Here is a 26,941-nt window from a genome sequence, read left to right on the forward strand (position 1 = left end):
TTATCCTTTGTCGTATCAGGTTGTTGCCGGGAGAGTATCTTCTACGGATAAGCGAAAATCCACTTCTATTAACGAAACTGATAGCTGGCTGCCATTTTTGCAAAGCGATTGATTTGTTAGCTGAATGGATTTAAATGTTACCGGTAAGTTGTCGCTTCTATAAACCGCATGTTGCTGGTAGCATTGTATATAAGCGGTTCAATACATTTCTAAAAGCGTCAAATATCCCCGAATGTCACGATGCTTTTGCATAAATTTTACCTCACTTTATATACCGGAATGATTACTCTGTTGAATCAATCTCTCATCAGCTTGAGAAAAAAGTGAGCAATATTTTATAACGCGCAATAACCACTAATCACACTCGTATTTCAGTAGCTATAGATGCCCTGCCGAAACTATCACTGTTTCCCGCCACGTTTAAACTGAAATCCCTGTCACGAACATCTGTTGGTTTTATGTACAGGATGTATGCTTTTCTAGGCATAGCTGCCATTTTTACTATCTTTTTTTGAATTATTTACTGTTGCTATTTTCATCAATCAGCTCTTGTAGTTAGGCTAGATATGTTTATTTCGCTCATCAAAAAAAGGAACCTAAGATGATAAAAACGTCAGTATTAGCACTTGCATTGTCAGCGGTATTGGCTGCCCCTGCGATGGCTATTCCTGCTGCAGACCTGGACCAGCTTGGCCAGGGGTTGGATGTGACTTACACTGTTTTGGATAACACTCAGGATGACTGGGTCACTTTCCGCGCTAAAATCGATTTCACAAACCAAAGCAGTAAAACATTGCCCGCGACAGGTTGGTCAATTTACTTCAGCCATATCCGTATGATTGAAAGTGTCTTAACCGACCAGGTGAAAATCAGCCATGTCAATGGCGATATGTTTAAGATAGAGCCAACCGAAAATTTTGTACCTCTGGCTCCGGGACAGTCGCTTGCCATTGAGTTTGACGCAGCTAACTGGCAGGTAGCGAAAACTGACGTGATGCCGAACTGGTATTTCGTATCCGAAGATCAGGGTCAGACCATCACATCACTGATCACCAGTACCAGTAACCGTTTCAATGGTCAGGTCCCCACCAAGCCATCCGAAGAACTGCCTTTCGTAGCGGATTTTTCAACGCCACAACAATGGAAACGTTATGGAAGTGCTGCCATAACCGACTTTTATGATCCTTTTACCGCGCAAGACAGATACCAGCGTAATGCTGATCTCAACGTCATAAACAATGCCAGTGGCGTTATTCCTACACCTGCCCAACTAACGCTTGGCAACGGTGATGTCACACTGGATTCAACCTGGGTCATCGTTTACGGCAACGGTTACGAAGATCAGGCCATGTTCCTGGCCAATCAGTTAGGTGTGACTGCAGTGCCCTGGTCGCCCACAACGCAAAAGCGTATCAATATGGGCTGGAGCCAGGTCAACATCAATGGCGAACAAAAATGGGAAGAGGCATACCACCTTAACGTAGACGCCGCTAGCGAGATCATCACCATAGGTGCCGCAGATCCAGCCGGGGCTCTTTATGCTTCCCAGTCTTTATTGCAATTAGTGGACGGTAATAAAGTCCCTGAGGTGCAAATTACTGATGCGCCTCGTTTTGCTTACCGTGGTTTTTCCGTCGATGCTGTCCGAAATTTCCGCACTAAAGATGCGATTATCCAGTTGCTCGATCAAATGGCCGCATTCAAGCTGAACAAACTTCACTTGCGTCTGGCCGACGATGAAGGCTGGCGTATAGAAATTGCCGGAATACCTGAACTGACAGATGTTGGGGCTACTCGCTGTCATGATCCGGAAGAAAAAACCTGTCTTTTACCTTTCCTGGGGGCCGGTCCGGACGGTTCACCTGAATCCAATGGCTACTACACAGCCTCGGACTATCAGGAAATTCTTAGCCATGCCGCTGCACTGAACATTGAAGTCGTGCCAGAGATCGATATCCCGGGACACGCCCACGCTGCGATCAAGGCAATGGAAGCCCGCTATGACCACTACGCGGCACAAGGAAACATGGCGGAAGCGAACAAGTATCTCCTGACCGATTTTAATGATACCACTCAGTATCTGTCGGTTCAGATGTTTACAGACAACGCCATCAACGTGTGTATGGAATCGTCTTATAACTTTGTCGATGCAGTAGTTAGCGGCCTTGTCAGTTTGCACCAGGGCGTTCAGCCACTCAAAACGTTCCACTTCGGTGGTGACGAAATTGCTGGCGCATGGATTAACTCTCCAGCCTGTCAGGATTTTATTGCCAACAATACTGATGGTGTAAACAGCGTATCGGATCTGAGCCGTTACTTTGTAGAGCGTATTTCTGTGATCACCGCCAACTATGGTCTGGATATGGCTGGCTGGGAAGACGGACTGATGCACGATGGTCAGGTTTATCCACGCTCACAAATGGCGAACAGCCAGCTCTGGGGTAACGCATGGCAGAATATCTGGGAATGGGGTGTGGCGGATCGCGCCTACAATCTGGCCAATAACGACTATAAAGTCGTCTATAACCATGCAACCCACCTGTACTTTGACCACCCTTATGAGCCAGATCCAAATGAGCGTGGCTACTACTGGGCACCACGATTTACCGACACCCGTAAAACCTTTGGTTTTATGCCAGACGACGTCTTCGCTAATGCTGACTTCACTCGCGCTGGTGCACCGATCACCAAAGCAGAAGTGGTCGCTTCAGCAGGTGTGAAAAAACTGCTCAAACCTGAGAATGTTCTGGGGCTTCAGGGATCGCTCTGGGCAGAAACTGTTCGTACAGAAGACCAGTTTGAAGGGATGATCTTCCCTCGCGTGCTGGGTTTAGCTGAACGTGCCTGGCACACCGCTTCATGGGAAGCCAATGACAACGCAGGCATTGCCCTGGATGAAACTGGACGTAATTCCGATTACAACCATTTCGCCAACCTGCTGGGTCAGAAAGTGCTGCCTAAACTGGAACAAGCGGGTATCGCGTTTAACCTGCCGGTTCCAGGCGGTGTGATTGAAAATGGTGTGCTCCAAGCTAATTCGACCTTCCCTGGTCTGACGATTGAGTACTCAACCGATCAAGGCTCGAGCTGGCAGTCGTATGATCATCTCAACCCACCCGCTGTCGCGGCAGGTGTTCAGCTGAGAACGGTTTCCGGTCTGCGAGCCAGCCGGGTAACAACGGTTAACTAAGAGTTATCACCTACTCACAGAGCTCCTGCGGGAGCTCTGTTTCATTTCAACCCTGTCTATCTGACCATGATCTTATTCTGACCATACCGCCAGTTCATTACCGCTTGGCTCAGTAAAGTGAAAACGTCTCCCGCCAGGAAAAGAAAAAATCGGCTTCACAATCACCCCACCTGCGGCGATCACAGCCTGTTCGGTAGCCTCTAAATTGTCGCTGTAAATGACAATCAGCGCACCGCCATTCTCAACCTGAGAAGACAATGGCGCTGCATAAAATCCCCCATCCAATCCCTGTTCTGAAAATGCGGCGTATTCATCACCATAGTCCATAAATGACCAGCCAAAAACGCGTTCAAAAAATGCCTTTGTCTTTGGTATGTGACTTGCTGGGAACTCAACATAGTTGATTTTATGGTGCTTTTTCACTGACTCTGCTCCTTAATGGCTAATTCAACAGACTTCAACAACAACAACGAAATCTTAGCTGAGTTTGTATCTGTCAGCTCGCCTGTCATCAATTTAGTGTAATTCTTTTGCTTTCTGAGAAACAACAAGGTTAGAATGACCAGCGCGAAAAATTGCTTAAGTGTTTAGCTTCAGCACATCGCATCAGATTAAAAGATACGTTAGTCGGGGAGCCGTAAGGCTGAGACCACAAAGTGGGACCCGTTGAACCTGATCCAGTTAATACTGGCGTAGGGAACTAGCAGAATTGCCTGTCACCTTCTCATCCGTAACGGATGCCCGCGAAGTGTAACCCGGCGACTGTTCGTCACCCCTGCGTAATCAAACGACGATTTTGATAGCAAGGGATGCCAATGAACACGTCCACAAGAACCAAACCTTCTCAGATAAATAGTGCTGTAGGTACCCCAATTACACTGACCATTGCCGGTTCAGACAGCGGTGGCGGTGCGGGCATTCAGGCAGACATAAAAGCGATTTCAGCAACAGGCGGATATGCCTGTTCCGTTATCACTGCACTGACGGCGCAAAATACGCAGGGTGTATCAGGCATCTTCCCTGTCAGTCCAGCCTTTGTTGAACAACAATTGGATGCGGTTTTCAGTGATCTCGACATCCGGGCCGTCAAGATAGGCATGCTGAGTGATGCAGGTATCATACAAGCCGTCGCAAAGAAGCTTCGTCAGTACCAGCCTGAATTTGTCGTTCTGGATCCTGTTATGGTGGCTACCAGCGGGGATCTTTTACTAGAAGAAGACGCTATTAGTACACTGAAAAGTGAACTCATCCCTTTAGCCACTCTGATAACCCCAAATCTACCGGAAGCTGTCACACTCACCCGCACGACGGGCCTGAATATAGATCCATCAGCCCTGCAGCATACCGATGTGGAAGGGCTTATCGAGCAACTCAAAACCATTAGCAGTAGTGCTGTATTGCTGAAAGGCGGGCATTGGGAACAGGACACATTCAGTACCGATTATCTAATCACAAACAGTGACACCGTCACTATCTCAGCCAAACGTATCGCAACCCGAAACACACATGGTACAGGTTGCACCTTATCCGCCGCTATTGCCTCCTACCTTGCACAAGGCTGCCCTCTCACAGAGGCGGTTCAGAAAGGCAAAGATTATCTGACACAAGCACTGTCTCATGCCGATCAGCTCAGCATTGGTCTGGGTCACGGGCCCGTTCATCACTTCTATGCATTTCACTCGTCAAGGGAACAGGGATGAACACGTTAAAGCCCTCAGTAAGTTATCCATTGGGAGCGCCTGACAGTCAATTTCTACGGCTTGGTGTTCACGTAAAACAGCTAACATTAACCTTTGCCGGTCAAACGACCCCTTTATTCAGCCAGCTGGATTTAACGCTCCAGTCCGGGCAATGGCATTGTATTCTGGGTCAGAGCGGTTGCGGAAAAACCACCCTATTGCGTCTGCTCGCCAATCTGTTGCCCAAAGATGTGGAATGGAGTGGTGAACTGTCTGCATCTGATAACCAAAGTATCAGTGATCGCGTGGCTTACATGGCACAGCAAGATCTGCTGCTGCCCTGGTTAAATGTACTGGACAATGTCTGTTTCAGTTTCAGGCTCAAACAAGGTAAAGCCAGTGATGCCGTACAGCAACGTGCAATCCAGCTCCTGCATCGAGTCGGCTTAGGTGATAAATTGCACGCCCGTCCATCACAATTGTCAGGGGGAATGCGACAGCGCGTCGCGCTTGTGCGCACCTTGATTCAGGATAAACCGCTGGTGTTAATGGATGAGCCGTTTTCCGCCCTAGACGCCGTGACAAGGTATAAACTCCAGGATCTCGCTGCTGAGTTACTGGCTCAGCGCACTGTGCTGCTTATTACTCATGATCCTCAGGAAGCATTAAGGCTGGGTCATCACCTCTTTTTAATACAAGGCAAACCGGGCTGGTTAAAGCGCTTATCCGTTCCCGAAGGTGCTCCGCCGAGAAGCATCAATGCAGAACTGGCTGTAAAACAGCAGGTCATTATCGAGCAACTTTCCGGTCTGGGTGAGCACAATGTCTAAAGAACTCACTGAAAAACCTGCTGTAACAACGGTGAATTTCCGCCCCTTTTTTCATCATTCCATTAGCCGACTGGCGATAAGCTCGGTGTGTCTGATCTGTTTCTGGCAGGGACTTGTCAGCCTGTTTCAGCTTCCCGGTTTTATTCTGCCGGCGCCGATCGCCGTATTCCGCAAATTAATTCAGCGTCATGATGTCTTACTCAGCCATGCGGCTGTCACTATCAGCGAAATTGTCCTGGGGTTAGCCTTCGGGCTTGGCATTGGTCTTATCTGTGCGCTCTTGATGCTGCTTTTTAATCCGGTCAGGCGCTGGCTGTTACCCCTGCTGATCGCCAGTCAGGCCATTCCCGTTTTTGCTATCGCCCCTATTCTCATGCTCTGGCTTGGCTATGGCATTGCATCCAAAGTAGTGATGGCTGCCATTATCATCTTCTTTCCGGTCACGACCTGCTGTTATGACGGTTTACGACACACCCCACAGGGCTATTTAGATCTCGCAAAGACAATGAATGCCACCACATGGCAATTGTTATGGCATATCAGACTACCGGCAGCACTGCCCGCCCTGGCATCGGGGATACGGGTTGCCGTTGTGGTCGCCCCCATTGGTGCTGTTGTCGGGGAATGGGTTGGCGCCAGCGAAGGGCTTGGCTACCTGATGCTGCAAGCCAACGCCCGCATGATGATCGATGAAATGTTTGCCGCCTTGCTGATTTTAGCCGGGCTCTCTGTGTCGCTGTATTTTGCGACAGATTACCTGCTTAAACGTGCTATCCCCTGGCTGCCAGAGAATGGCCAGTCACAATAAATTTTGTATTACATAAGGAAAATAATTAATGACCAACTTACCTGCCCGAAGTGCCATTGCCCTTGCCATTGCAAGTGTTGCAAGCCAGGCTCAGGCTAAAGAAATGACCTTAATGCTGGATTGGTTTGTCAACCCGAATCACGGCCCAATCATTATTGCGCAAAAAAACGGCTTGTTTGAAGAACAAGGCTTACAGATAAAGATTCAGGAGCCGGCAGACCCTTCCATGCCAGCCAAACTGGTCGCGGCAGGAAAAGTGGATTTGGCGATCTCTTACCAAACCAGCCTGACTATTGATGTTGCAGCAGGCCTGCCGCTAATCAGAGCGTCAACCTTAATCGCAACGCCACTGAATACCCTGATGGTACTTGATAATAATAAGATCAATACCATGGCGGATTTAAAAGGTAAGACAATAGGTATCGCCATTGCCGGTAATGAAGAGGCAACCGTCGGCACCATGCTGAAAACAGCAGGTGTCAACTTCACAGATGTTAAGATTGTTAACGTCGGATGGGCGCTTTCCTCGTCACTCGCCTCCGGTAAAGTTGACGCCATATGGGGCGGATTACGCAATTTTGAATCTAACCAGCTGGCGCTGGAAGGATATAAAGCAAAATCTTTCTTTCCGGAAGAACATGGCGTGCCTCCCTACGACGAACTGGTGGTGGTAGCCAATAAAAACCAGTATAACGCCGACGATCTGAAAAAGTTTAATCTCGCCATAGAGAAAGCCACGCAGTATCTCATCAATCACCCTGATAAAGCCTGGCAAACTTTCATTTCCTATTCGCCTGACACACTGAATAACGAGCTAAACAAACTGGCCTGGCGCGATACTTTACCTCGTTTTGCCCTCCGCCCTGCTGCCGTGGATCAGGAACGCTACAACCAGTTTTCCGCGTTTATGTATAAACACAAGATTATCGACAATGCACCTGCAGCAAAAGATTTCGTGCCTACCTTTTGATCTCGGCATTTACCCCAATTTGACAGGGATGGAATAACGAATGAAACATCACGATTTAATTCATGCCTGCCGGGATGACTGGCATGCTTACACTCATCACCACTTCGTTACACAACTAGCGCAAGGGTCATTAGATTCGGCGGCCTATCTGCATTATTTGAAACAGGACTTTCTGTTCCTGAAACATTATGCCCGTGCTTATGCCCTTGCCATCTATAAAGCAACAACGCTGGAAGACATGCGCCGCCCGCTACCCAGTTTACAGGCGCTTATCGGCAGTGAAATGCATCACCATGTAACCTACTGCCAGCAGTGGGGATTAACTGAGTCTGACATGGAAGCCGAAGCTGAAGATGTAGGAACCGTGGCCTATACAAGGTATGTGCTGGACACAGGTATGGCTGGTGATCTGACTGATTTATTTACTGCCCTGGCCCCATGTGCGATAGGCTATGCCATGATCGGCGAAAGGCTGATACAGGCGTCAGACACCCGTATTCAGGGCAACCCTTACGCCAGCTGGATTCAGTTATATGGCGGTGACAGCTTCCAGCACGATGTGCAATCCAGTATCCGGCATCTGAACGAATTGCTTGAACCTGTGCCACTGGCAAGTCCTCGGGGCCAGCAGCTCATTAACATTTTCCGAACGGCTACGCGTATGGAAATTGCTTTTTGGCAACAGGGGCTGGACGCCGCTTAATCTTGCCTTCGAAAGGGGCCGCTACCGGCTCCTCTTCATACACTGGTGTGAAGAATATTCGGTTTCGTGACAATTTCTCTTTTAAATTCAGATTACAAGACGGCCGGAACCACCGTTCTGGCCTATCTTGTATACATGCTTTTTTTCCGTGAACACACTATTTGCAGGGCATCAGCATGGCAGCAGAAAGTAAGCAAGTTGCAGTCATAGGATTAGGCCGGTTTGGTATGGCGCTTTGCTATGAACTCAATCAACAAGGTGCCGAGGTTCTGGCTATCGACATTAATGAAGATCTGGTGCGTAAAGCCGCAGATCATGTCACTCAAGCTATCGTTGCCGATTGCTCTATTGAAGATACAGTGTCTGAGCTCAAACTGGATGATTATGATATCGCCATGGTGGCTATTGGCGATAATGTGAATGCCAGCATTCTGACTACTCTGATTTTAAAAGAATCAGGCGTTAAACAGGTTTGGGTGAAAGCGAAAGACAGGTATCACGCAAAAATTCTGCATAAGATTGGTGCAGATCGTGTTGTTATGCCGGAAACAGAAATGGGTCAACGCATAGCGCGTATCATGCTGGATACCCGTATTTTCCATTACCTCGAACTGGGCAGCGGACTGGCCATTGCCGAAGTTGTGGTGCTAACCACTATGATGGGACACCCGCTTTCTTCTCATCCTTGCTGTCAGGGACAACACACTCAGCTTTTGGCATTAAAACGAGGGCCAGAACTTCGGCCCCAGCCCGCAAAAGACACCAGAATGGAAATCGGCGATATTCTGATCATCGCCGGGCCGGAGTCAGAACTCAGCGAATTATTTAAACGCATATGAAAGGCTTCATTGGCAAAGGTGGAATATTTCACCTTAAAACACCGCATAAGCAATCACCCTGGTCTGAACCGAAGATCATTATTGTCAGCTTTCTTTCGATTCTCTTGCCTGCCTCGGTATTGCTGACCTTGCCCCTCTTTTCTCAGACAGGCTTAAGTTTTGTCGATGCGTTGTTTACTGCAACGTCAGCCATCAGTGTTACAGGGTTAGGTGTTGTCGATACCGGTACGCATTTCACGCACAGTGGAAAAGTGCTGCTGATGATTCTTATGCAAATTGGCGGGCTGGGACAAATGACCTTGTCGGCAGTGCTGCTTTACTTGTTCGGCGCGCGGCTCAGTCTCAAGCAGCAAGCTGTCACAAAAGGCGCTTTAGGGCAAGAAAGCTCTATCAATATTCGTCGTCTGGTCATCCTCATCATGCTGTTTACGTTAATTGCAGAAATGATAGGAACCATTATTCTGGCTATCCGCTGGGTACCTGAATTTGGTTTGTCCGAAGGACTTTTTACTGCCGTCTTTCATGCCATCTCTGCTTTTAACAATGCAGGTTTTTCTCTGTTTTCTGACAGTATGACAAGGTATCAGGATGACACCCTGCTTCTGATGACTATCTCTTTGCTGTTTATCTGCGGTGGTCTGGGCTTTACTGTAGTTGCTGACTTGTTTAAGTGGTCAAAAACACGGCATCACAAACTGCGTTTACATTCTAAACTCATGCTGGTTGCCACTCCTGTGCTGCTTTTGTCCGGTACTTTGCTGTTCTGGGTACTTGAAAAGAATAATCCCGCCACGCTTGGTCACTTACCAACCGGTTTGCAGTGGATGAATGCATTCTTTCAGTCAGCAACAGCCAGAACCGCCGGATTCAACTCTGTGGACATCGCGCAATTTTCGCAACCTGCTCTTTTGGTCATGATGGCGCTGATGTTGATTGGCGCGGGGTCGACATCAACCGGCGGGGGGATCAAAGTGTCCACTTTCGTCGTGGCTATACTGGCAACAATCACCTTTTTGCGTCAGCAAAATAATGTTGTGTTGTTTAAACGGACAATCGCCTGGAACACAGTGCTGAAATGCCTGGCGATCATTGTTGTCAGCGGCTTAATACTCATACTTGCGATGTTTTTATTAATGCTGACTGAAAAGGCTTCGTTTGATCGGGTGATGTTTGAAACAATATCAGCTTTCTCAACTGCAGGGTTAAGTGCAGGATTGAGCGCGTCACTGTCGGAACCGGGCAAGGTCATTATGGTGGTTGTGATGATAACTGGCCGTATCGGTCCGCTTACACTGGCGTATCTGCTTGCAAGACCGACAACAACCCAACTGAAATACCCGGAAGATAACGTCTATGCAGGCTAGTGATATTTATTACCCGCCTGATTCTGCAATGCCAGCAGACTAAGCAACACATCGACGCCATTATCAACCAGTTCATACTGGCGGGCTTTCCCCAGTACCCTGATACCCTGCATTTGCATCACCAGAAAATGACTGAATTGCTTCGCATCTGTGTTCATACTCCATTCACCCTGTTCCTGCGCGTTTTGAATGGCAGTCTGAAACCGCCCGGCCAGTGTGTTGAACAATACGCCGCCCGTCGCCAGTACGCTCTCATCGCAGTGCGCGCGTTCAAGTAAGGCATTCTGCATAAAGCAACCACACGTCTGCTCACGCTGCAGTGACGCAAACCGTTTCAGATAAGCCACAATGTCCTCATACCCTGCTTTTTCATGCAGCAACTTATGAAGAGGAGGAAATGACACTTTCTTCAGGTAGTAATCCAAGGCTTCACTGAACAAGCTCGCTTTATCGGTATAAGTATTGTAAAGACTGAACCTGTTAATACCCAGGCACTCAACCAGATCTGATACAGATGTATCCGCATAGCCTTTCAGCCAAAAGAGCTCCATTGCCTGAATAAGCTTTTCTTCTCTGTCAAAATTTTTGGTCCTAGCCATATTCTTATCTCTCAGGGTGCTATTTTTGCACTGCCACACTTGACGTAAAGCACTTCAATAACTTAGATTTTATTCTAACTGATCATTCCGTTAAAGAGAAAACCATGAAAATCTACCAACTAGCCCCATCTCCAAGTGCTCGTCGTGTCAGTATCTTCCTTGCTGAAATAGGCATTGACGTTGAACGGATTTCAATTGATATTCGCGGCGGTGAAAACTTATCGGATAGTTTTCAGGCTAAAAGCCAGAATGGACTCATCCCAGTTCTTGAGCTCGATGACGGGACCACGATTAGCGAGTCTATCGCCATTTGTCGTTACTTCGATGAAACTCATCCCAGCGAACACTCTTTGTTTGGTAATACGCCGCTGGAAAAAGCGCAAGTGGAGATGTGGCAAAGAATCGTGGAATTGAAAGGCTTATTCGTTGCCATGCAAGCTTTCAGAAATCTTACCGGGGTCTATAAAGACAGAGAAACCTGTGTGGAATCATGGGGAGAAGTGTCGCGTCAACGTTTAATCGCATTTCTGCCATCACTGGATAGACGACTCTCTGAATCAAGGTTTGTCGCTGGAGAAAGGTTTACCGTGGCTGACATTACCGCATACGTTATGTGTAACTTCATGAAGAATTTAGATGTAAACCTGGATGCATCCTTACCGCACCTTCAGGCTTGGTTTGAAACGGTAAGCCAGCGGCCTTCTGTTCGTCAGTAATACTCCCTTATCATAGGGGTTTGGAACACTCTCATACATAAGGGTCACGAGTGCTGCCTTAGCCGGGCAGCATGGCAATTAAAGAATGAGATTGAATCTGACCGTATAAAAAGCAATGAGTGACGAATTGCCACTCATTGCTCATCAACAGGTCATTCCCCGCGCTGCCACCATTGCGGCACGATTGTGCAATTGGCTTTTTCGCTCGACAGCCAGCAGTGCTCACCTTCGATGGTCAACTGGAGCTGCATGCTTCGCTCTACCATGCCCTCTAGGCATTCGAGCACAGCATCTTCAATAAAAACCACGGATACATTTTTTAATTGGGACGCTTTGGATTTCATCGACTGCCACCAGACAGGGGCAGCGTGATCGCCATAAGCATAAATAACAACCTGACCAGCTTTCTGCGAGGCACGGCGAAGCCTTTTCTCATCTGGCAGTCCGAGTTCCAGCCAAAATTCAATGCCGCCATGCAGGTTTTTTATCCATAGATCGGGTTCATCGGTGTCACATAAACCTTTAGTAAAAGTTAACGCCTCGTCGGCATGTAAACCCCACGCCACTAAACGCAGCATTAAACGTTGCAAGGTTTCTGAAGGATGACAGGCCAGCGTATGTGAACCGTCCAGATAACGACCTCGGTCAAGATCGGCGACATTGATATGTGCTTTGTAAATGGTGGCTTTCAGAGCCATATATGGATTTCTCAGTAAAAAATAAAACGAAATATTCAGTATCGCAATGCGGCAAAGCGTTGATTCATCGCTTCCAGTGCATTGGCAACCTGTTGACATTCCAATGTTACACGTTCATCAGAGAATTCACTAAACCCATTTACATAATATTCTTGCGAATTGGCCAGTTTCGATTGCCAGGCAATCAAATCAACTTTAGGGAGTTGCTTTTTCACCACTAATCGCCCGGCCTGAATATATTCTAAGGCAAGACGGGAATATTCAATGTATTGATGATTAACCTGCATGCGCGTTTGTTCCATGCTTCGGGTGCATGCTTGCAACACGGCGTCTTTTAACATAAAAGTCGTGTACAAGTTGATTAAACGTTGTGCATTTTCGCTCAGTGGCTGGCCAGGTACCGGATGCGCTGTGATACCCGCCGCATAAGAAGGAACAGTAATGCTTGCTGCCAGTAAACTTACGCCCAGCAATCGATGATAAATCCATGATGATTTCACGAGAATCCCCTACTTCTGCACCAGAACAATAATCTCGGTACGCTCCTTGAATCAGAGCGCACCAACAAAGTAGTCGGGGAATAACTCAGCAATGGCGATTTGTTCAGCAGCCAGCGCCTCTTTTGTCGATTTAGGCAGTTGCTTTATTTTATATTCCAGCTGCATCGCATTGCGTTTATCCCCAACACATGTACACCAGGCAAGTGCCAAAGGGCCTTTTCCTTTAAGGAAACGCGCCCCTTTCTTGCCGGATTGGTGTTCGGATAAACGACGAAAAACATCCGTCGTTACTCCACAATATAGGCGATTACAGCGTGTACGTATTAAATAGACAAACCAGATTGGTGCAGGATCACGCTTATTCACATAACTCTCTGATTTTATCTTTCAGCGCTGATACTTCTTCTCTCAGGGTGACAATTTCACTCTCCAGCAACGCCAGCCTGTCTTCCAAGGCATCACTGTATGAACTGTCTGACACATGATTAACACTCTCGGTAACATCAGAAGAGACAGCAGCGTCATCTCCGCTAAACAGATGCATGTATCGGCTATCGCGCTTCCCGGCTTCACGTGGCAGTCTGACAACGAAAGGGCCTTTATTGCCTTCAGCCAGTGCATTGAGCACATTCTCCGCTTCCTTCACATCCGCGAAATGGCATAAGCGATTAGTGCGGGTACGAATTTCTCCTGCCGTCTGCGGGCCTCGCAGCAGCAAAACACAGATAATGCCCTTTTCTTGTTCAGAGAACTGTAGTGTGCTGAATTCAGTGTTACAAAAGCGGTGCTGGTATTTAGCCACACGACTGCCAAACCCTGTAATTTCCTGAATTAAGCGCTTGGATTTCAAGCTTTCAAGCGTGTCCATGACCTCTGCCTCATTAAGCGACATGACAGGGTCACGGTTACTTTTTTGATTACAGGCAGTCGTCAGCGCATTCAGGGTTAATGGATACTGATCCGGAGTCGTGACTTCTTTTTCCAGCAAACAGCCGATCACTCGGGCTTCAATGTGGGTAAGGGACATATCCATACTTTTCGATCCTTTCTTCTTATCAATATCTGGCAACTATGCCAACAGGCATGATGTGAAGAGAGATTAGCATGGTCAAATATTCCGACAAGCGGAAAATCCCCATCAGCTCAGAAGGTGTTCGAGTCAATGTATTCCAGGTTACGTGATCAGGTAAATTCAGCGGCAATGTAACAATTTCGTCCTTGCTCTTTGGCCTGATAAAGAACCTTATCAACAATTTGATAAACGTATTCAGGCGACTCCAGTCCGGTTGGTGTCCAGGAAGCCATACCCTGGCTGACAGTGATTATTTTTGCTGTTGGAGAATACTGATGCGGGATTTCCAAACTTTCTATACATTTTTTCAGCCGTTCGCATTCTTTCAATGCCCGGGACTGCTCACAATGGCTCAATAAAACAACAAACTCTTCGCCGCCATAACGGGCAACTAATTCACCGGCCCGGCTAAAGTTGTCTTTAAGCTCTTTCGCAACTAACTGCAGACAGCGATCGCCTTCTAAATGCCCATAATGGTCGTTATACGATTTGAAGTGATCGACATCAATCATGATCATGGTAAGCGCTTGATTATTCCTGCCATGCAGTGCAATAAATTCTGCCAGTTTCTGATCCAGATACCGACGATTAGCTATCTTAGTCAGCCCGTCTTCATTGACCTGTTCAGACAGTTTCTCGTTGGCCAGCGTGAGTTGCTCAGAGGCGGTTTTCAGCTGATGACGCATGTTTGCAATACGTTGCATTGCTTTGAGTTTAGAGACCAGTACGGTTTTATCAACCGGCTTTACCAGGTAATCATCCCCCCCCATATCAATGGCTTTTGCAATCATTTCAGGTTCTTCATGGCCACTCAAAAAAATAATCGGCACCCATTCAGTATGTTGGACACGAAGTTGCCTGACCACCTCGACGCCGTCCATATCAGGCATGCTGATATCCATCAGTACCAGATCAGGTTCAAAAGCAGGATAGCGCGCAATCGCTTCTACGCCAGACCCAACGGCTTCGACGCTATGACCAAGTCTTTGCAATCGCATTGCCAACTGCAGGCGCTCGACCTTAACATCATCTACCAGCAATATCCGCATTGCATCCATCAGGTTATCCTATTGAATTTGTTTAGCATTGTCTTAACACATTTATAGCACAGAGAGTTGGCTACGTGATTTATCATTACTCAACACCGGTCACAACCTCTCAATTTATTTCCACATCTCTGCTTGTCGGTTTTGGTCTGAATATCACATTGTAAATACCTCAGTCAGTATCTCTGCATGCAACGGGAAAAAGTCATCTATATTGACTTTTGGTGCCATGTCATTAGGATTCGCTTCCTTTACTTTTTACATGCTTAGGAATTTGTATGTCTGAGATTGAAAAACAAGACCTGGATCAGGTTGAAAACACAGAATACACGCTGGACGATTGTTCACCTGAACTGCGCCAGGTTGTTGAATTCGAAAAAGTGCCTGACGAACTGCTCAACATGCTGATCAATGTGTATAAAGTCTCTGAGACGACATCACGTGAAGCATGGGATGAGCTGCCTGGCAGCGCGCAAAACATTTTAGACAACTTTGAACAATTTCATGCGCTTGTTGCATTAAGCCAAAGCTATGCCGGAGTTGACTTTCTGACCGAAATGCAAGAAACACAGCTGCCGAATCACATGAGTGAAGAAGAGCAAAGCGAATACAAAGCAGTGCTTCTCGATAAAGTACTGCGCAATTGTGTTAAAGACCTGTGCAAACAATTAAAACAGGCTCGCCGTCACCCACCGATGAAGAAAGAATTCCAGGCTATCTTCAATCAGTAACCGCCAGGGGGCTTCATGCTCCCTGTTCTTCCTGTTTCCTCACAAAGTGCAAACCTGACCGCCATCTCAACAGGCTTCTCAATCGAACATTGTTTATATGAGTTCTTGAGATAACCGACTCTTTGCTTATACTTGTTGCTTTTATGGCAGATATTTATCTCATATGACTGTTCATTTATCTAAACTGACTCAACGTCCGTTGTTACTTTTGCTGGTGTTGATCGTATCCGGTTGTGCAACGTATGCAGGATATAATCTCGATCAGATGTACGGCAATCCAGCACCGCAGACAAGAATTCTGCCCGCCGAAACAAGCCTGGCTCAACGGTATCTCAATGAAGTCAAACCCTTGGTGGAAAATCGCTGCGTTGTTTGCCACGCCTGTTACGACGCCCCCTGCCAGTTAAAAATGTCGTCCGCCGAAGGTATAGACAGAGGATCAAACAAAGAAAAAGTCTATCAGGGCACGCGTCTGGTTGCCGCCAATACCACACGTATGTTCGTGGACGCCCACAGCACTGAAGAGTGGCGTAAAAAGGGTTTCTCTGCGGTACTTAACGAAAGAGTACAAAACGCTGAAGCCAATACCCAGCTCAGCGTTATCTCAAGAATGTTAATGCTGAAACAAAATCATCCCCTGCCTGATGAAAAGGTACTTTCAGGGAACTGGGATTTTTCCCTCGACAGAAACGAACAATGCCCGACCATTGAAGAAATGTCAGCTTACGAGCAAAGTTACCCATTGTGGGGCATGCCTTACGGACTTCCTAAGCTGGCAGATAATGAAAACCAGATTCTGATGGACTGGATTGCCGCCGGTGCGCCGATGGCAACGCAATATGAGACGCCTCAAGCCGTCAAACCTCAAATAGCGGAATGGGAAAGTTTTATCAATGGTGATGATTTCAAACATCAGCTTACCGCTCGCTATCTGTATGAACACTGGTTTGTTTCACATCTTTATTTTCCTGATGCTGAGCCAGCGTCTGATCAGACCCCATTTTTCAGAATCGTACGGTCGCGCACAGCACCAGGAAAACCAGTGGATGTCATTGCCACCCGTCGTCCCTTTGATGATCCGGGTGTCAAACGGGTTTACTATCGCATTCTGCCGGTTCGGGAAACCATTGTGGACAAAACCCACATGCCCTTCGCCCTTACCAACGAGCGCATGGCTCGCCTGAAAGCACACTTTATTGAGCCAAACTATACCGTAAGCGCTCTGCCAGGCTATACCCCAGAGCTTGCCGCCAACCCTCTGCTCGCCTTTGAACAACTTCCGGTGGGTGCCCGTTACCGTTACATGATAGATAACGCCCGGCACACTATTATGGGGTTCATCAAAGGGCCTGTCTGCCGGGGCCAATTGGCACTAAATGTTATCAACGACAGATTCTGGGTTGTCTTCGTCGATCCAGACATCGCTGATTCACCGCAAGTAGCGGCCTTTTATGCTACTCAGGCCGATAATCTCCGCTTGCCGGCAGAGAAAAACAGCACCACTTTGCCACTGCATAACTGGGTAACATACTCAAAACAACAAGGACGGTTTCTGAGGGCAAAAAATGCCTATCTCAATGATGCTTTCAAAAACGGCCAGCATCTGACAACCGATTTAATCTGGGATGGCGATGGCATTAACGACAACGCTGCACTGACCATATTCCGTCATTTTGACAGTGCAACCGTCGTTAAAGGCTTGGTGGGAGAGCAACCCAAAACCGCCTGGGTACTTGATTATTCTTTGATTGAGCGAATCCACTATCTGCTTGTTGCCGGATTTGATGTGTATGGCAACTTTGGTCATCAGTTACTGACCAGGATGTATATGGATTTCCTGCGTATGGAAGGTGAGTCAAACTTTCTGTCGCTCCTCCCGCCTGAGACGCGTCGTAGCGAACTTGCCAATTGGTATCAAGATTCCAATCAGAGCCTGTTGCACTACCTTGAAGGTGATATCAACGACTTCTCACAACCGTCAGGTATTGAGTATACAACGTCGAATCCTAAAGCCGAGCTGCTGGGAATGCTGCAGTCCAAACTCAAAGATGTCGATCAGAATAACACCCGTTACTCACTGGATAATGTGCAACTGAGTAAAGCCAGTCTCAACCAGTTACGTGCTTTGGCCCGGATTCAAGGCCGTCAGGCCACGCTGTTTCCTGAACTGACCTTTATTATGATTGAACCAACGAAGCCAGATACGCCCCCCCAGTTGCTGACTCTGGTACGTAACAGTGCGCACAAGAACATTTCCAGCCTGTTTGACGAGGAAAAAAACCGACTACCGTCCAACGATAGTCTGACTCTGGTCAACGGCTTGCTGGGCAGTTATCCAAGCGCCTTCTGGTATATCAGAGAAGCTGATCTGCCGGATGTCGTTTCGCAAGCGAAGCGAATTTACAGTGAAGAAGATTACCGGGCACTGCTGGATAACGTCGCCGTTCGTCGTACCGATCCTGCCTTCTGGGCATTCAGCGACAAGTTAAATCAAATCAATCGCCAGAACAGGCCAATTGAAAGTGGCTTGCTGGACTACAACCGCCTGGAAAACCGCTAATTCATACGGTTTGATAACCGGCCCAAGTGAAGCACTCAATTGCAGATAAAGTATGCAACTGACCCACTTCATCTGGGCCGTTTTTTCTTGTTGGAGACTGAGGTGGTACACTCTCACTACAGGGACAGAGATCCCATCTAAAGCAATGTAAGCAGAGAATTATCATGCAAGGTACATTAAGTAAAATGCGTTCATCGCTTGGCGATGTCGTCAGTTATCAGCTGCTGATTGGAGATCAAACTCTCGATCTGAACCCGCTGATTGGTCATCACTTGCAGCTCACTTTCAGCGGCAATATTTTCTGTGATGCCTGCGGAAGAAAAACTAAAAAGAGCTATTCGCAAGGTCATTGCTTTCCGTGTATGAAAAAACTGGCCCGTTGTGACATGTGTGTAATGAAGCCAGAAACCTGCCACTATGCACAAGGCACATGCCGGGAACCAGAATGGGGTGATTCACACTGCATGGTGCCCCACTATGTGTATCTGTCCAATACCTCTGGCCTTAAAGTCGGGATCACCCGCCATACCCAGATTCCGACACGCTGGATTGATCAGGGTGCCACACAGGCTTTACCGATACTAAAAGTGAAAAACCGTCATCTTTCAGGGTTAGTTGAAGTTGCATTAGCTGAATTTATTGCCGATAAAACCAACTGGCGTGCAATGCTGAAAGGAGATGCAGAGTCGATCGATTTAACAGCGGAAGCAGAAAAGCTGTTGCCAGCCATTGAAGAAAAACTACAGGACTTGCTGCTGCATTTTGGAGCAGATTCCATTGAACGTCTTAGTGAGGATATTGTAGAGCTTACCTACCCGGTAAGCACGTATCCAAAGAAAATACAGTCACATAATTTCGACAAAGAGCCTGTGGTGGAAGGGACACTGCTTGGCATCAAAGGTCAATATCTGATATTCGACACTGGTGTGATTAATGTACGCAAATTCACCAGCTATGAAGTCTCAGTACAAACCAGATAAGTATAATCACACTGAGCCAGGCAGCCACAGACTGCCTGGCTCAGTGACATCAAGATGGTGTCTTACTGCGTATTTTCATTTCTTCTTTTTAGGCTGAACAAAGTCACGAGTCGAATCGACAATCGCCACGTCTTTTGTAAAATTCTCGCCAAGCACAACCTCCCTACCTTCCACCAAAGCAAAATCGGTTAATGCGTTAAGATCACCAAGAATGGTTCTTACCTGGACTACGGCTGACAAAGTATCTTCTTTTCCCGACCATCGGGCCACAGGTAATTCGAAGTCCATACCGCGAGCAGTAAATTTGACCCATTCATTGCCGTCACGCTCAAAGGGAACCTGTGATGTCACGCCCAGGGTCGATACTTTTTGTTCATGGTTAATCCGTACTTTCACGAACTGCTTTGCCGGACTCAGCCATACCCACTCGTGCTGACCCAGTATCAACTTTCCATCACGGGTTTTCACTTTTTTGGGCTTCGGCTTAACAACAGGAGGTTGAGTGTTAACTGTTTGGGGCTTGGTTTTACCAGGCGTGGCAATAACAGGGGCAGATGGAGTTGCCTTGGCTGATTCAGATTGCGTCTCCGGCACTGACGAAATGGATGAATCAGTTTGTGCCGCATCCTCATTCTGAGTTGAGGTCTGAGTCAAGGTAGAAGACACACAACCCGACAAAAGGGTTATTGCAAACAAAACGAACATTTTTTTCATATGGTTGCCACTAAAGGTCGAGAATACGCGCATATTCTAAACAATTTGACGGCATCACTCAAAATATCCTGCCTGTCCTTTTAAATAAGCCATGGTATTTCTGCAGTTTATAAATGAAGCTTTGCTCATCATACCAGCCAATGTTAGATGCATGTTTTGCATCATCCCAAAGACTTAAATACCAACGCCTTATTTCATAACCTTCAGCAAGCGGGTATTTCTCAACATAACGGGCAATGAGATCCAATTCGGGACGAATATCATTTAAATGAAACACATCAAACTCTCTGTGCTTTATACCTGCATCAGCAGGATCAAGAATTGCCGCCACTTTAAAGGTTTTTTCATCAAAAAGGACATTCGCTAAATGACAATCATCATGCACAAAAGATGGCTGTTCATTCATAGGTGCCAAAACACAATGACGCTCATCCCAAAGTTTTTCGAAATAATTTTTCAGCTCCGCCGAGAAGGGCGATTGTCCGTCTAATACGTACTGTAGAACCGGTTCCATCCATGTTTCAAATGCCGGTATTATCTGAGAGTCATACTTATTCTCTGCTATTTCAAACCCTTCATAATGACGTTGATTATGCATATTAATAAGAAGCTCTGTAAAGTCATCAGAAAATACCTTCAGCGCATAAGGTTCATTCGGCAGTTCATGCGCCGGGACACCATCAACCCACTCCATAACAATGAATTCATGTCCTTCCTCACAGCCAAAAAATAAAATTTCTGGCACTTTACAATCAATCATTGATTTTAAGCGATTAACAGAATTAATTTCCTGGCTAAGCCGGCCGGCCTGGCGACAAAATTTAATCACCACTCGTCGTTTTTCTGTAGCAAGAAATGCTACCCAACCATAGAAAGTGGATTGTAAGTTACAAAAATCGGGGCAACGGCTGAACAGCGCACGAAAAGCGTTTACCGCAATTCTGTTAAGTTGAGGCTCTTGCATAGATATCCTTTCTTATAGCTACATTAACAAATAGCTAATTTGCAAGCTCTAAAACATATCGAAAAATCAAATATAATATTTTGATTTTGTAGAAAAATGATCAGGGATAAAAGCCATTAATTTTAACTTCGCGATATATCCCTCAAAAAATGGTAGCGGAGTGCTAATTGTTATAAAAAGAAATAATCTCTAATTATGATGAGAATCAATAGCAATACCCATACAGTCCGACAGGGCTTGCAGTTGTGCGTCATCATCCAAATGTATTGACCATTGCACACCACTCCCGGTGGCGGTAATAATATTTGGCTGTCTTAATAAGCGAATATCATCCGCTCTTGCCTGCAAAGTCACTTTACCCGTCCCTTCGAGGCGAATAACCAGCTCATGCTGATTAGCAACAATCCTGCCCTGGCTAAATGTCAGAATCATGCTTCATCCTTCTTTTTATATTTCAGTACCGCCATAGTTAGCCGGCTTGTACACACAAGATTATCCCGTTCGTCGGTGATAGTAATTTGCCAGACTTGTGTCGTTGCCCCTAAGTGGAGAGGGCTGGCTGTTCCTTTCACAAAACCAGTACGAACAACACGCATATGATTGGCATTGATATCAAGGCCAACACAGTACTTATCCTCACTGACACACATGTTGGCAGCAATCGAGCCTAATGATTCAGCCAGAACAACCGATGCGCCGCCATGCAACATGCCAAAAGGCTGGTGAGTTCTTGAATCTACTGGCATTATTGCCGTTAAGCTATTGTCATCAAAGGTACTGTATTCGATGCCGAGGTGTTGAACCAGGGTGTTCACTGACGTTTGATTTAAGTCGTTAAGATCGAACTTCTTTCGCCAAATCGACATTGCAATTCCTTATAACAGGTTAGGTAATGCCAGCATAACATCTATATAAATGGCTGATAAGCGATGTACAACATGGCATATACTAAAAAGCGAGGAGTGAGAACTATGATAGCATTTCGCCATTTACCCATTACCAGTTTGCTGGCAAGCGCCTTGCTGCTGACCGCTTGCAGTAATTCACCCACGGGCCGGCAACAGGTACTGCTGTTCTCAGAACAGGACATGTCTCAACTGGGTGCGCAGTCCTTTGAAGAGATGAAAACAAAGGAAAAGATCAATACTGATCCTCAGGTTAATGCCTATGTTCAGTGTGTCACCCGTGCTTTAACTGCATCCCTTGGTCGTCAGCCAGAAGCACCTAGCTGGGAAGTGGTTGTATTCGACAGTGAACAGGTTAACGCCTTCGCGCTGCCCGGCGGAAAAATTGGCGTGTACACCGGCCTGCTGAAAGTTGCACAAAATCAGGATCAGCTGGCCACGGTTATCGGCCATGAAATTGGTCATGTGCTGGCCAAACACAGCAACGAGCGCTTGTCCCGTACTCAGTTAGCCAACCTGGGTTTACAGATCTCCAGCGTCGCTCTCGGTGGCACTGAGTATCAGGAAATGGCCATGGCCGGACTCGGGCTTGGTGTACAGTACGGCATTCTGATGCCTTATGGCCGTGCGCAGGAATCGGAGTCCGATATTATTGGGCTGCGAATGATGTCACAAGCCGGTTTCGATCCGAATCAAAGTGTGGCGCTTTGGCAAAACATGAACAAAGCCAGCGGCGGCGGGCAACCCCCTGAAATTCTGTCGACCCACCCTTCCCATGCATCGCGCATTGATGATTTACGCCGTGAAATCGGCCGTTTGCCCGTTTCAACCGCAACATCCCCCAACTGTAAAACGCCCGGCTGATAATCTCGACATGCCATTATTGATGTTATTAGCAGAAAAAGCCTCCAATCAAGGAGGCTTTGCTGAGTAAAAGGTAAAAGTGCTGAAACTACTGATTGTTAGTCGTCATTCCCGGCATATAAGCTTCTACGCGACGGTTTTTAGCGCGTCCTTCTTCCGTATTATTGGTTGCAATTGGATCACGCTCACCAAAGCCTTTGATCTCAATTCTGTCCATACCAATACTGAAGTAACCCGCCAGATAACCAGCCACTGCTGCTGCACGCTCTTCAGACAGTTTCTGATTATAAGCCGGCGACCCCGACGCATCTGTGTGCCCAATTACCTGAAGTTTACTGTCAGGATAATTAACCAGGCGATCCGCAATGGGTTTCAACCGGTCAAAATCAACTTGCGTTAACTTACTACTGTCAAAATTGAAGGGTAATGCCACGCGAATGGGCTGGATCATCGAAGCGGGTAGCGGTGCTGGCTCTGGTAACGGCTCTGCCTCTTCAACAACAGCCGCGGCCGCTGGTGCTCCCCAGTGATATACTAGGCTCAACCCGTAAAAATGAATATCTGTCTTACCAGGTTCACTGCGCCCAACCTGATTGTAATATTGATATTCTAAACGCGTTGATACGTTGGGATTCATATAAAACTCAGCCCCAACCCCTGCAGTGCCCGATGTACCACTGTCATCTGCACCATTTACTGTGTTGTCAACATTAAAGAAAAAGCCGCCCGCTTTGGCATACAGGTCAACAACATCTGTCACAGGCCATGTCAGCTTGGCAACTAAATCCAAACCATAAGCTTCAAAACCACCACTGCCTAAATCATAATCGGCTTCACCAAGGTAAGTGTAACCGCCTTCTAAACCAACCAAAGGGGAGAACTGGTAACCCAGAAAAACACCCCCACCCCAGTCATCTTGCCCGTAATCACTTTTCTGACCATCGATAGCACCATCAAAATTATTGAAATGAGTACCACCCACGCGGGCACCGAAATACCACGGATTCTCTGTCGCTGCGACAACTGAACCAGACAAAAAAATCGCCAACGGTACAATTTTGATTATTCGAATCATAAATTTTTCCTTGTTATTAGTTCACCACTACCTCTATGGGTTTAGACAGGAATAGTAATTTTGGCAAGGTAATAAGCAGGTTATAGCGCGCCAATATCTTTATTAAGACATCCAGCTGGACCGATTTTTAAGCACAATCTATTGCAGAGTCAGGAAATGGAACTTTCTTAGTCATTCAAGTCAAAAAAATACCACTGACAACAGACAGAATGGCAGGCTTCGGGTCAGTATTTTTAACAGTCAGTCTCGCAACCCAAAGGTGCAATCGGGTGCGTAATGTTTACATTGTAAATTTTCACTGACAGAAAAATGAACAATCAATGCGTTTGTTTATGTTCACTGTTTCAAACGAAGCGCCAGACAAGTAAAATGTCCGGCATGAGAACTGATTACAAAAATGTTGAATTTACCGCTGATGACGACTGAAACTGGCACAAACAGACCTTTAAGCCATCTTAAAATTGGGGTTATTGGCGGAGGAATGGCAGGTTCTACCATTGCGCTTCGGCTTGCCGAGCAAGGTTTCTCTGTCAACCTTTTCGAAGAAGGGCCTAGCCTGGTGAATGGTCCTCCTATCTGCCACCTACACGCCGGCGGCAATCTGTATCGTGATATTTCAGATGAGCAGTGTCTGCAGCTGCTGACACAGTCTGTCGATACGTTAAGAGTCTATAAACACAGCGCTAATATTCGCCCCACCGTCATTGCTGTTCCGAAACAAGATCCCGGCCATCCAGACTTATTGCTACCCCGGCTGACTTTGCTTGAAGAACACTATAAAGCGTTGGTTCAGATTGATGCGGCGAATGCGGTATTGGGCAAGCCGGATGATTATTTCCGCCTCTATTATCGAGAAGATCTGGAAAGACTGGCTCAACGTGAAATGCCTGACCATGCAACAGCTCCTGATGACTGGATGGTGCCGGTCGCAAAACACCTTGACCTTGATCACTTTAAATTCCCCATCGTACTTGTTCAGGAGTACGGAGTAAGTGTCTTTCGCTTAGCCGCTACGGTGACTCTGGGTCTGGATGCGCTTCCCAACAGCCAGGTCAGAACACACACTAAAGTCACCCATATTGAGCAGGACAGTCAGACCCGTAAATGGCAAATTACTTACCGCTCTCATAATGATGGCAGTCGCGCACATGACAACTACAAAGAGGAAGTGGATTATCTGATCAATGCGTGTGGTTACCGAACCGGCACCTTAGACGATATGGCGCACTACAAGCGTAAACGTTTGGTCGAATTTAAAGCCGCCTATGTCACCCGATGGGAAGACAGTAAAGCAGAATGGCCTGAAATTATTTTTCATGGTCAACGTGGTACCCCGCAGGGAATGGCTCAACTGACTCCCTATCCGGACGGCTACTTCCAATTACACGGCATGACAGAAGACATCACACTCTTTAAAGATGGCCTGGTCAGCAGCACAGAACAAAGCGCTCAGCCCGTATTAAATCCGCTATACAAAAATATGCTGAGAAACGGTTGGCAACCCAGTGATATAGAACAACGAACACACAGAGCTATCGCGCATATTGCCAAACATCTGCCAGCGTATAAAACAGCCAGTGTAGGTGGCCCGCCACTGTTTGGGGCGCAACAGATCCCGGGGGAAGATCCCTCCCTTCGCGCGGCCGATGTTTCATTTGATGGCCACCACTATGCCCGCACCGAGATCGTGAAAGCGTCGTCCGCATTAACTGCAGCAGAGATCATTATTAAAAAACTGGTAGAGGACGGATTGATTAGCGCAGACCAAAGTGGCCTGACATTGCCTCTGGAATCACGCTTTACAGTTACTCAGCAACTTGACGCTGCGACTATCATCAAAAAAGCCGAAGCATTGGCGAGAGCACGTCAGTTTCCAGTCGCTTTAGCTTTACCGGTTGGCTAGCCTAATGTGGCCGAACAGTGAAAATCGGACCAGAACAGCATCAGTCTCTTCTTGATGCTGGTTTTATTCAGGCAGAATTGACAAGTCGTTACTGTCAGGCGGAAAAAATACGGCCAGCCAAATGGTATTCGCACCGGGGAGCGTCCAGCTGACCCGGTGACGACAATGTGCCGGGAGGTAGAGACATTGGCCTTCACCTAAACGAACGGGCAAGCGGCCATCATCGAATACCAGTTCGGCAGCCCCCTGAATAACCATTACCCATTCATCTTCATCTTGATCGTACCACTCGCCAGGCGGCGTCTGGTGGCCGCGGGAAATAATTCGCTCAATACGTACATCAGACGTATTTATCAGAGTCTGAAACAACTCTTCCGGCAGATTATCAGGTATGTCGGAAAACACATCCTGAATGCTCAGGCTGCCAGACTGACACTGGTTGATTGTCATGAACATTACTCGTCTTTTGGCAATGTAACATTGATTTTCTCATTCAGTTCATCAAGTTCGTTCTGAAGCGCCGTCCGTTCCACTTCAGCTTCAGCCACTTTAGATAATTTTGCTTCATACCGATCACAATCGGCCTGAGAAACCCAATTCCAACTCTTACCGGATTTAAACTCGTCGCAAGGTTTTTTGAACTCTTCTGCAACACGTCGTGCTTGCTTCACTTCAGCCTCTACCTGACTGAGCTGTTTTTGCAGCGCCAGTTGCTGCTGGTATAACGCTTTAGAGTTGGACAGTACAGTCTGCTGTTTCTGGGTTGCTTCAGTCAGCGTCTCAACTTTGGTGTCTAGTTGTTTTTTGGTCACCGCCAGCTGCTTTTTCTGTTGCTTTAGGGCTGCCATTTGTTTTGCATGATCTTCTCGTACTGATGATAACTCCAGCGTTTTCTGCTCAAGTTGTTGCTGTAACTCTTTAAATTCAATTGCTTTTTGAGTTTCCATTGACGCCATCGTTTCTAAACGCGAGCTCAGACTTTGTATTTGCTCCACCTGCTCAGTGTTTATCTCACGAAGCTGATCCATTTCCGCAACCGTTGGCTGATGCTGAATGTGCCCTATTGCCGATGCCAGTAGCATTCCTGCGATTAATCCGGCAACCAGAGTCACTTTCCAGTTCGACATCAACTCCATTCCTCTCTCCTAACAAACGACCCAGTTCAATACGTGATAAAGCATCGATAAACAGTCCGATATACCCAAATGACGTTACCCTAGCGACACAGACA

At 47.0% G+C, this 26,941-nt stretch carries 27 protein-coding genes, 1 pseudogene and 1 riboswitch; of the genes and pseudogenes, 14 read left to right on the forward strand and 14 right to left on the reverse strand.

The window, feature by feature from the left end:
• Window positions 1-601: 601 nt before the first annotated feature.
• A complete protein-coding gene (locus tag D6M16_RS11785) occupies window positions 602-3,190 on the forward strand; it encodes a family 20 glycosylhydrolase (protein WP_120512091.1) in 2,589 nt (862 codons plus the stop codon).
• A gap of 72 nt (window positions 3,191-3,262) precedes the next feature.
• On the opposite strand, the gene D6M16_RS11790 is transcribed toward D6M16_RS11785, so the two are convergent.
• Window positions 3,263-3,613 (reverse strand): VOC family protein, encoded by a 351-nt coding sequence (locus D6M16_RS11790; RefSeq protein WP_120512092.1) that lies wholly within the window; start codon window positions 3,611-3,613, stop codon window positions 3,263-3,265.
• 195 nt (window positions 3,614-3,808) lie between these two features.
• Window positions 3,809-3,906: riboswitch (TPP riboswitch) on the forward strand.
• Window positions 3,907-4,005: 99 nt separating this feature from the next.
• Here D6M16_RS11790 and thiD point away from each other — a divergent pair.
• From thiD to D6M16_RS11825, 7 genes and pseudogenes are all read left to right on the forward strand, one after another.
• The gene (gene thiD / locus D6M16_RS11795) at window positions 4,006-4,890 is read left to right on the forward strand and encodes a bifunctional hydroxymethylpyrimidine kinase/phosphomethylpyrimidine kinase (RefSeq protein WP_120512093.1); all 885 of its coding nucleotides are present in this window, start codon (window positions 4,006-4,008) and stop codon (window positions 4,888-4,890) included.
• Window positions 4,887-5,699, forward strand: a complete 813-nt coding sequence (locus D6M16_RS11800; RefSeq protein ID WP_120512094.1) for an ABC transporter ATP-binding protein — start codon at window positions 4,887-4,889, stop codon at window positions 5,697-5,699. Before thiD ends, D6M16_RS11800 begins: the two co-directional genes overlap by 4 nt.
• A gap of 67 nt (window positions 5,700-5,766) precedes the next feature.
• Window positions 5,767-6,507 (forward strand): annotated as a pseudogene (locus D6M16_RS11805) (ABC transporter permease); the annotation flags it as partial.
• A gap of 28 nt (window positions 6,508-6,535) precedes the next feature.
• On the forward strand, window positions 6,536-7,477 hold the full coding sequence (locus D6M16_RS11810; protein WP_120512096.1) for an ABC transporter substrate-binding protein: 942 nt from the start codon (window positions 6,536-6,538) through the stop codon (window positions 7,475-7,477).
• 40 nt (window positions 7,478-7,517) lie between these two features.
• Window positions 7,518-8,180, forward strand: coding sequence for a thiaminase II (tenA, locus tag D6M16_RS11815; RefSeq protein ID WP_120512097.1), 663 nt, complete (start codon window positions 7,518-7,520; stop codon window positions 8,178-8,180).
• Window positions 8,181-8,356: 176 nt separating this feature from the next.
• Entirely contained in the window at window positions 8,357-9,019 is a 663-nt protein-coding gene (locus D6M16_RS11820; RefSeq protein WP_120513144.1) for a potassium channel family protein, read from the forward strand.
• A complete protein-coding gene (locus D6M16_RS11825; protein ID WP_120512098.1) occupies window positions 9,016-10,383 on the forward strand; it encodes a TrkH family potassium uptake protein in 1,368 nt (455 codons plus the stop codon). Before D6M16_RS11820 ends, D6M16_RS11825 begins: the two co-directional genes overlap by 4 nt.
• Here the strand turns inward: D6M16_RS11825 and D6M16_RS11830 are convergent.
• Window positions 10,380-10,982, reverse strand: a complete 603-nt coding sequence (locus tag D6M16_RS11830; protein WP_120512099.1) for a TetR/AcrR family transcriptional regulator — start codon at window positions 10,980-10,982, stop codon at window positions 10,380-10,382. The two genes, D6M16_RS11825 and D6M16_RS11830, sit on opposite strands and share 4 nt — an antisense overlap.
• A 104-nt stretch (window positions 10,983-11,086) precedes the next feature.
• Between D6M16_RS11830 and D6M16_RS11835 the strand changes: the two genes are divergently transcribed.
• Window positions 11,087-11,698 (forward strand): glutathione S-transferase, encoded by a 612-nt coding sequence (locus D6M16_RS11835; protein ID WP_120512100.1) that lies wholly within the window; start codon window positions 11,087-11,089, stop codon window positions 11,696-11,698.
• A gap of 152 nt (window positions 11,699-11,850) precedes the next feature.
• On the opposite strand, the gene D6M16_RS11840 is transcribed toward D6M16_RS11835, so the two are convergent.
• The 5 genes from D6M16_RS11840 to D6M16_RS11860 all read right to left on the reverse strand — a co-directional run bounded on the left by D6M16_RS11840 (window position 11,851) and on the right by D6M16_RS11860 (window position 15,026).
• Window positions 11,851-12,396 (reverse strand): YaeQ family protein, encoded by a 546-nt coding sequence (locus tag D6M16_RS11840; RefSeq protein WP_120512101.1) that lies wholly within the window; start codon window positions 12,394-12,396, stop codon window positions 11,851-11,853.
• Between the two features lie 35 nt (window positions 12,397-12,431).
• Complete coding sequence (locus tag D6M16_RS11845) at window positions 12,432-12,896, reverse strand: hypothetical protein (protein WP_162941003.1); 465 nt, start codon at window positions 12,894-12,896, stop codon at window positions 12,432-12,434.
• A 51-nt stretch (window positions 12,897-12,947) separates the two neighbouring features.
• Window positions 12,948-13,262: a GIY-YIG nuclease family protein gene (locus D6M16_RS11850; protein WP_240435603.1), complete on the reverse strand. Its 315-nt coding sequence runs from the start codon at window positions 13,260-13,262 to the stop codon at window positions 12,948-12,950.
• Window positions 13,255-13,929, reverse strand: a complete 675-nt coding sequence (locus tag D6M16_RS11855) for a YceH family protein (RefSeq protein WP_120512104.1) — start codon at window positions 13,927-13,929, stop codon at window positions 13,255-13,257. The genes D6M16_RS11850 and D6M16_RS11855 overlap by 8 nt, the downstream gene beginning before the upstream one ends.
• Window positions 13,930-14,078: 149 nt before the next feature.
• Window positions 14,079-15,026 carry a diguanylate cyclase domain-containing protein gene (locus tag D6M16_RS11860; RefSeq protein WP_120512105.1) on the reverse strand — a complete coding sequence of 316 codons (948 nt, stop codon included), beginning with the start codon at window positions 15,024-15,026 and terminating at the stop codon, window positions 14,079-14,081.
• A gap of 266 nt (window positions 15,027-15,292) precedes the next feature.
• On the opposite strand from D6M16_RS11860, the gene D6M16_RS11865 reads away from it, so the two are divergent.
• From D6M16_RS11865 to D6M16_RS11875, 3 genes are all read left to right on the forward strand, one after another.
• Window positions 15,293-15,745, forward strand: coding sequence for a DUF3069 domain-containing protein (locus D6M16_RS11865; RefSeq protein WP_120512106.1), 453 nt, complete (start codon window positions 15,293-15,295; stop codon window positions 15,743-15,745).
• A 163-nt stretch (window positions 15,746-15,908) separates the two neighbouring features.
• Window positions 15,909-18,305 (forward strand): fatty acid cis/trans isomerase, encoded by a 2,397-nt coding sequence (locus tag D6M16_RS11870; protein ID WP_120512107.1) that lies wholly within the window; start codon window positions 15,909-15,911, stop codon window positions 18,303-18,305.
• Between the two features lie 164 nt (window positions 18,306-18,469).
• Window positions 18,470-19,285 (forward strand): DUF2797 domain-containing protein, encoded by an 816-nt coding sequence (locus tag D6M16_RS11875; protein WP_120512108.1) that lies wholly within the window; start codon window positions 18,470-18,472, stop codon window positions 19,283-19,285.
• A gap of 75 nt (window positions 19,286-19,360) precedes the next feature.
• On the opposite strand, the gene D6M16_RS11880 is transcribed toward D6M16_RS11875, so the two are convergent.
• The 4 genes from D6M16_RS11880 to D6M16_RS11895 all read right to left on the reverse strand — a co-directional run bounded on the left by D6M16_RS11880 (window position 19,361) and on the right by D6M16_RS11895 (window position 21,829).
• Entirely contained in the window at window positions 19,361-19,999 is a 639-nt protein-coding gene (locus D6M16_RS11880; RefSeq protein ID WP_162941004.1) for a putative ATP-dependent zinc protease, read from the reverse strand.
• Between the two features lie 58 nt (window positions 20,000-20,057).
• Complete coding sequence (locus D6M16_RS11885) at window positions 20,058-20,963, reverse strand: phosphotransferase (protein WP_120512110.1); 906 nt, start codon at window positions 20,961-20,963, stop codon at window positions 20,058-20,060.
• A 189-nt stretch (window positions 20,964-21,152) separates the two neighbouring features.
• Complete coding sequence (locus D6M16_RS11890) at window positions 21,153-21,395, reverse strand: DUF3389 domain-containing protein (RefSeq protein ID WP_120512111.1); 243 nt, start codon at window positions 21,393-21,395, stop codon at window positions 21,153-21,155.
• A complete protein-coding gene (locus D6M16_RS11895; protein ID WP_120512112.1) occupies window positions 21,392-21,829 on the reverse strand; it encodes a hotdog fold thioesterase in 438 nt (145 codons plus the stop codon). The genes D6M16_RS11890 and D6M16_RS11895 overlap by 4 nt, the downstream gene beginning before the upstream one ends.
• A gap of 105 nt (window positions 21,830-21,934) precedes the next feature.
• Here D6M16_RS11895 and D6M16_RS11900 point away from each other — a divergent pair, with 105 nt between their 5' ends.
• Window positions 21,935-22,732 carry a M48 family metallopeptidase gene (locus D6M16_RS11900; RefSeq protein WP_162941005.1) on the forward strand — a complete coding sequence of 266 codons (798 nt, stop codon included), beginning with the start codon at window positions 21,935-21,937 and terminating at the stop codon, window positions 22,730-22,732.
• An 88-nt stretch (window positions 22,733-22,820) separates the two neighbouring features.
• Here D6M16_RS11900 and D6M16_RS11905 read toward each other — a convergent pair whose 3' ends face one another.
• Window positions 22,821-23,807 carry an OmpA family protein gene (locus D6M16_RS11905; protein ID WP_120512113.1) on the reverse strand — a complete coding sequence of 329 codons (987 nt, stop codon included), beginning with the start codon at window positions 23,805-23,807 and terminating at the stop codon, window positions 22,821-22,823.
• 415 nt (window positions 23,808-24,222) lie between these two features.
• Here D6M16_RS11905 and D6M16_RS11910 point away from each other — a divergent pair, with 415 nt between their 5' ends.
• Window positions 24,223-25,710 (forward strand): FAD-dependent oxidoreductase, encoded by a 1,488-nt coding sequence (locus D6M16_RS11910; protein ID WP_120513146.1) that lies wholly within the window; start codon window positions 24,223-24,225, stop codon window positions 25,708-25,710.
• A 63-nt stretch (window positions 25,711-25,773) separates the two neighbouring features.
• On the opposite strand, the gene D6M16_RS11915 is transcribed toward D6M16_RS11910, so the two are convergent.
• Entirely contained in the window at window positions 25,774-26,166 is a 393-nt protein-coding gene (locus D6M16_RS11915) for a cupin domain-containing protein (protein WP_240435605.1), read from the reverse strand.
• Window positions 26,166-26,738 (reverse strand): chromosome segregation ATPase, encoded by a 573-nt coding sequence (locus D6M16_RS11920; protein ID WP_240435606.1) that lies wholly within the window; start codon window positions 26,736-26,738, stop codon window positions 26,166-26,168. The genes D6M16_RS11915 and D6M16_RS11920 overlap by 1 nt, the downstream gene beginning before the upstream one ends.
• Window positions 26,739-26,941: the final 203 nt, after the last annotated feature.

The organism is Photobacterium salinisoli, assembly GCF_003614885.1.
In the GTDB taxonomy this organism is placed as follows: Bacteria; Pseudomonadota; Gammaproteobacteria; order Enterobacterales; family Vibrionaceae; genus Photobacterium; species Photobacterium salinisoli.

Coding starts and splice junctions, on each gene's coding strand:
- D6M16_RS11870 (WP_120512107.1), top strand. CDS start 15,909: ATGACTGTTCATTTATCTAAACTGACTCAACGTCCGTTGTTACTTTTG.
- D6M16_RS11835 (WP_120512100.1), top strand. CDS start 11,087: ATGAAAATCTACCAACTAGCCCCATCTCCAAGTGCTCGTCGTGTCAGT.
- D6M16_RS11840 (WP_120512101.1), bottom strand. CDS start 12,396: ATGGCTCTGAAAGCCACCATTTACAAAGCACATATCAATGTCGCCGAT.
- tenA (WP_120512097.1), top strand. CDS start 7,518: ATGAAACATCACGATTTAATTCATGCCTGCCGGGATGACTGGCATGCT.
- D6M16_RS11800 (WP_120512094.1), top strand. CDS start 4,887: ATGAACACGTTAAAGCCCTCAGTAAGTTATCCATTGGGAGCGCCTGAC.
- D6M16_RS11915 (WP_240435605.1), bottom strand. CDS start 26,166: ATGTTCATGACAATCAACCAGTGTCAGTCTGGCAGCCTGAGCATTCAG.
- D6M16_RS11885 (WP_120512110.1), bottom strand. CDS start 20,963: ATGCAAGAGCCTCAACTTAACAGAATTGCGGTAAACGCTTTTCGTGCG.
- D6M16_RS11785 (WP_120512091.1), top strand. CDS start 602: ATGATAAAAACGTCAGTATTAGCACTTGCATTGTCAGCGGTATTGGCT.
- D6M16_RS11830 (WP_120512099.1), bottom strand. CDS start 10,982: ATGGCTAGGACCAAAAATTTTGACAGAGAAGAAAAGCTTATTCAGGCA.
- D6M16_RS11875 (WP_120512108.1), top strand. CDS start 18,470: ATGCAAGGTACATTAAGTAAAATGCGTTCATCGCTTGGCGATGTCGTC.
- D6M16_RS11810 (WP_120512096.1), top strand. CDS start 6,536: ATGACCAACTTACCTGCCCGAAGTGCCATTGCCCTTGCCATTGCAAGT.
- D6M16_RS11920 (WP_240435606.1), bottom strand. CDS start 26,738: ATGGATCAGCTTCGTGAGATAAACACTGAGCAGGTGGAGCAAATACAA.
- D6M16_RS11890 (WP_120512111.1), bottom strand. CDS start 21,395: ATGATTCTGACATTTAGCCAGGGCAGGATTGTTGCTAATCAGCATGAG.
- D6M16_RS11900 (WP_162941005.1), top strand. CDS start 21,935: ATGATAGCATTTCGCCATTTACCCATTACCAGTTTGCTGGCAAGCGCC.
- D6M16_RS11910 (WP_120513146.1), top strand. CDS start 24,223: ATGACGACTGAAACTGGCACAAACAGACCTTTAAGCCATCTTAAAATT.
- D6M16_RS11880 (WP_162941004.1), bottom strand. CDS start 19,999: ATGAAAAAAATGTTCGTTTTGTTTGCAATAACCCTTTTGTCGGGTTGT.
- D6M16_RS11825 (WP_120512098.1), top strand. CDS start 9,016: ATGAAAGGCTTCATTGGCAAAGGTGGAATATTTCACCTTAAAACACCG.
- thiD (WP_120512093.1), top strand. CDS start 4,006: ATGAACACGTCCACAAGAACCAAACCTTCTCAGATAAATAGTGCTGTA.
- D6M16_RS11820 (WP_120513144.1), top strand. CDS start 8,357: ATGGCAGCAGAAAGTAAGCAAGTTGCAGTCATAGGATTAGGCCGGTTT.
- D6M16_RS11895 (WP_120512112.1), bottom strand. CDS start 21,829: ATGTCGATTTGGCGAAAGAAGTTCGATCTTAACGACTTAAATCAAACG.
- D6M16_RS11905 (WP_120512113.1), bottom strand. CDS start 23,807: ATGATTCGAATAATCAAAATTGTACCGTTGGCGATTTTTTTGTCTGGT.
- D6M16_RS11855 (WP_120512104.1), bottom strand. CDS start 13,929: ATGGATATGTCCCTTACCCACATTGAAGCCCGAGTGATCGGCTGTTTG.
- D6M16_RS11860 (WP_120512105.1), bottom strand. CDS start 15,026: ATGGATGCAATGCGGATATTGCTGGTAGATGATGTTAAGGTCGAGCGC.
- D6M16_RS11865 (WP_120512106.1), top strand. CDS start 15,293: ATGTCTGAGATTGAAAAACAAGACCTGGATCAGGTTGAAAACACAGAA.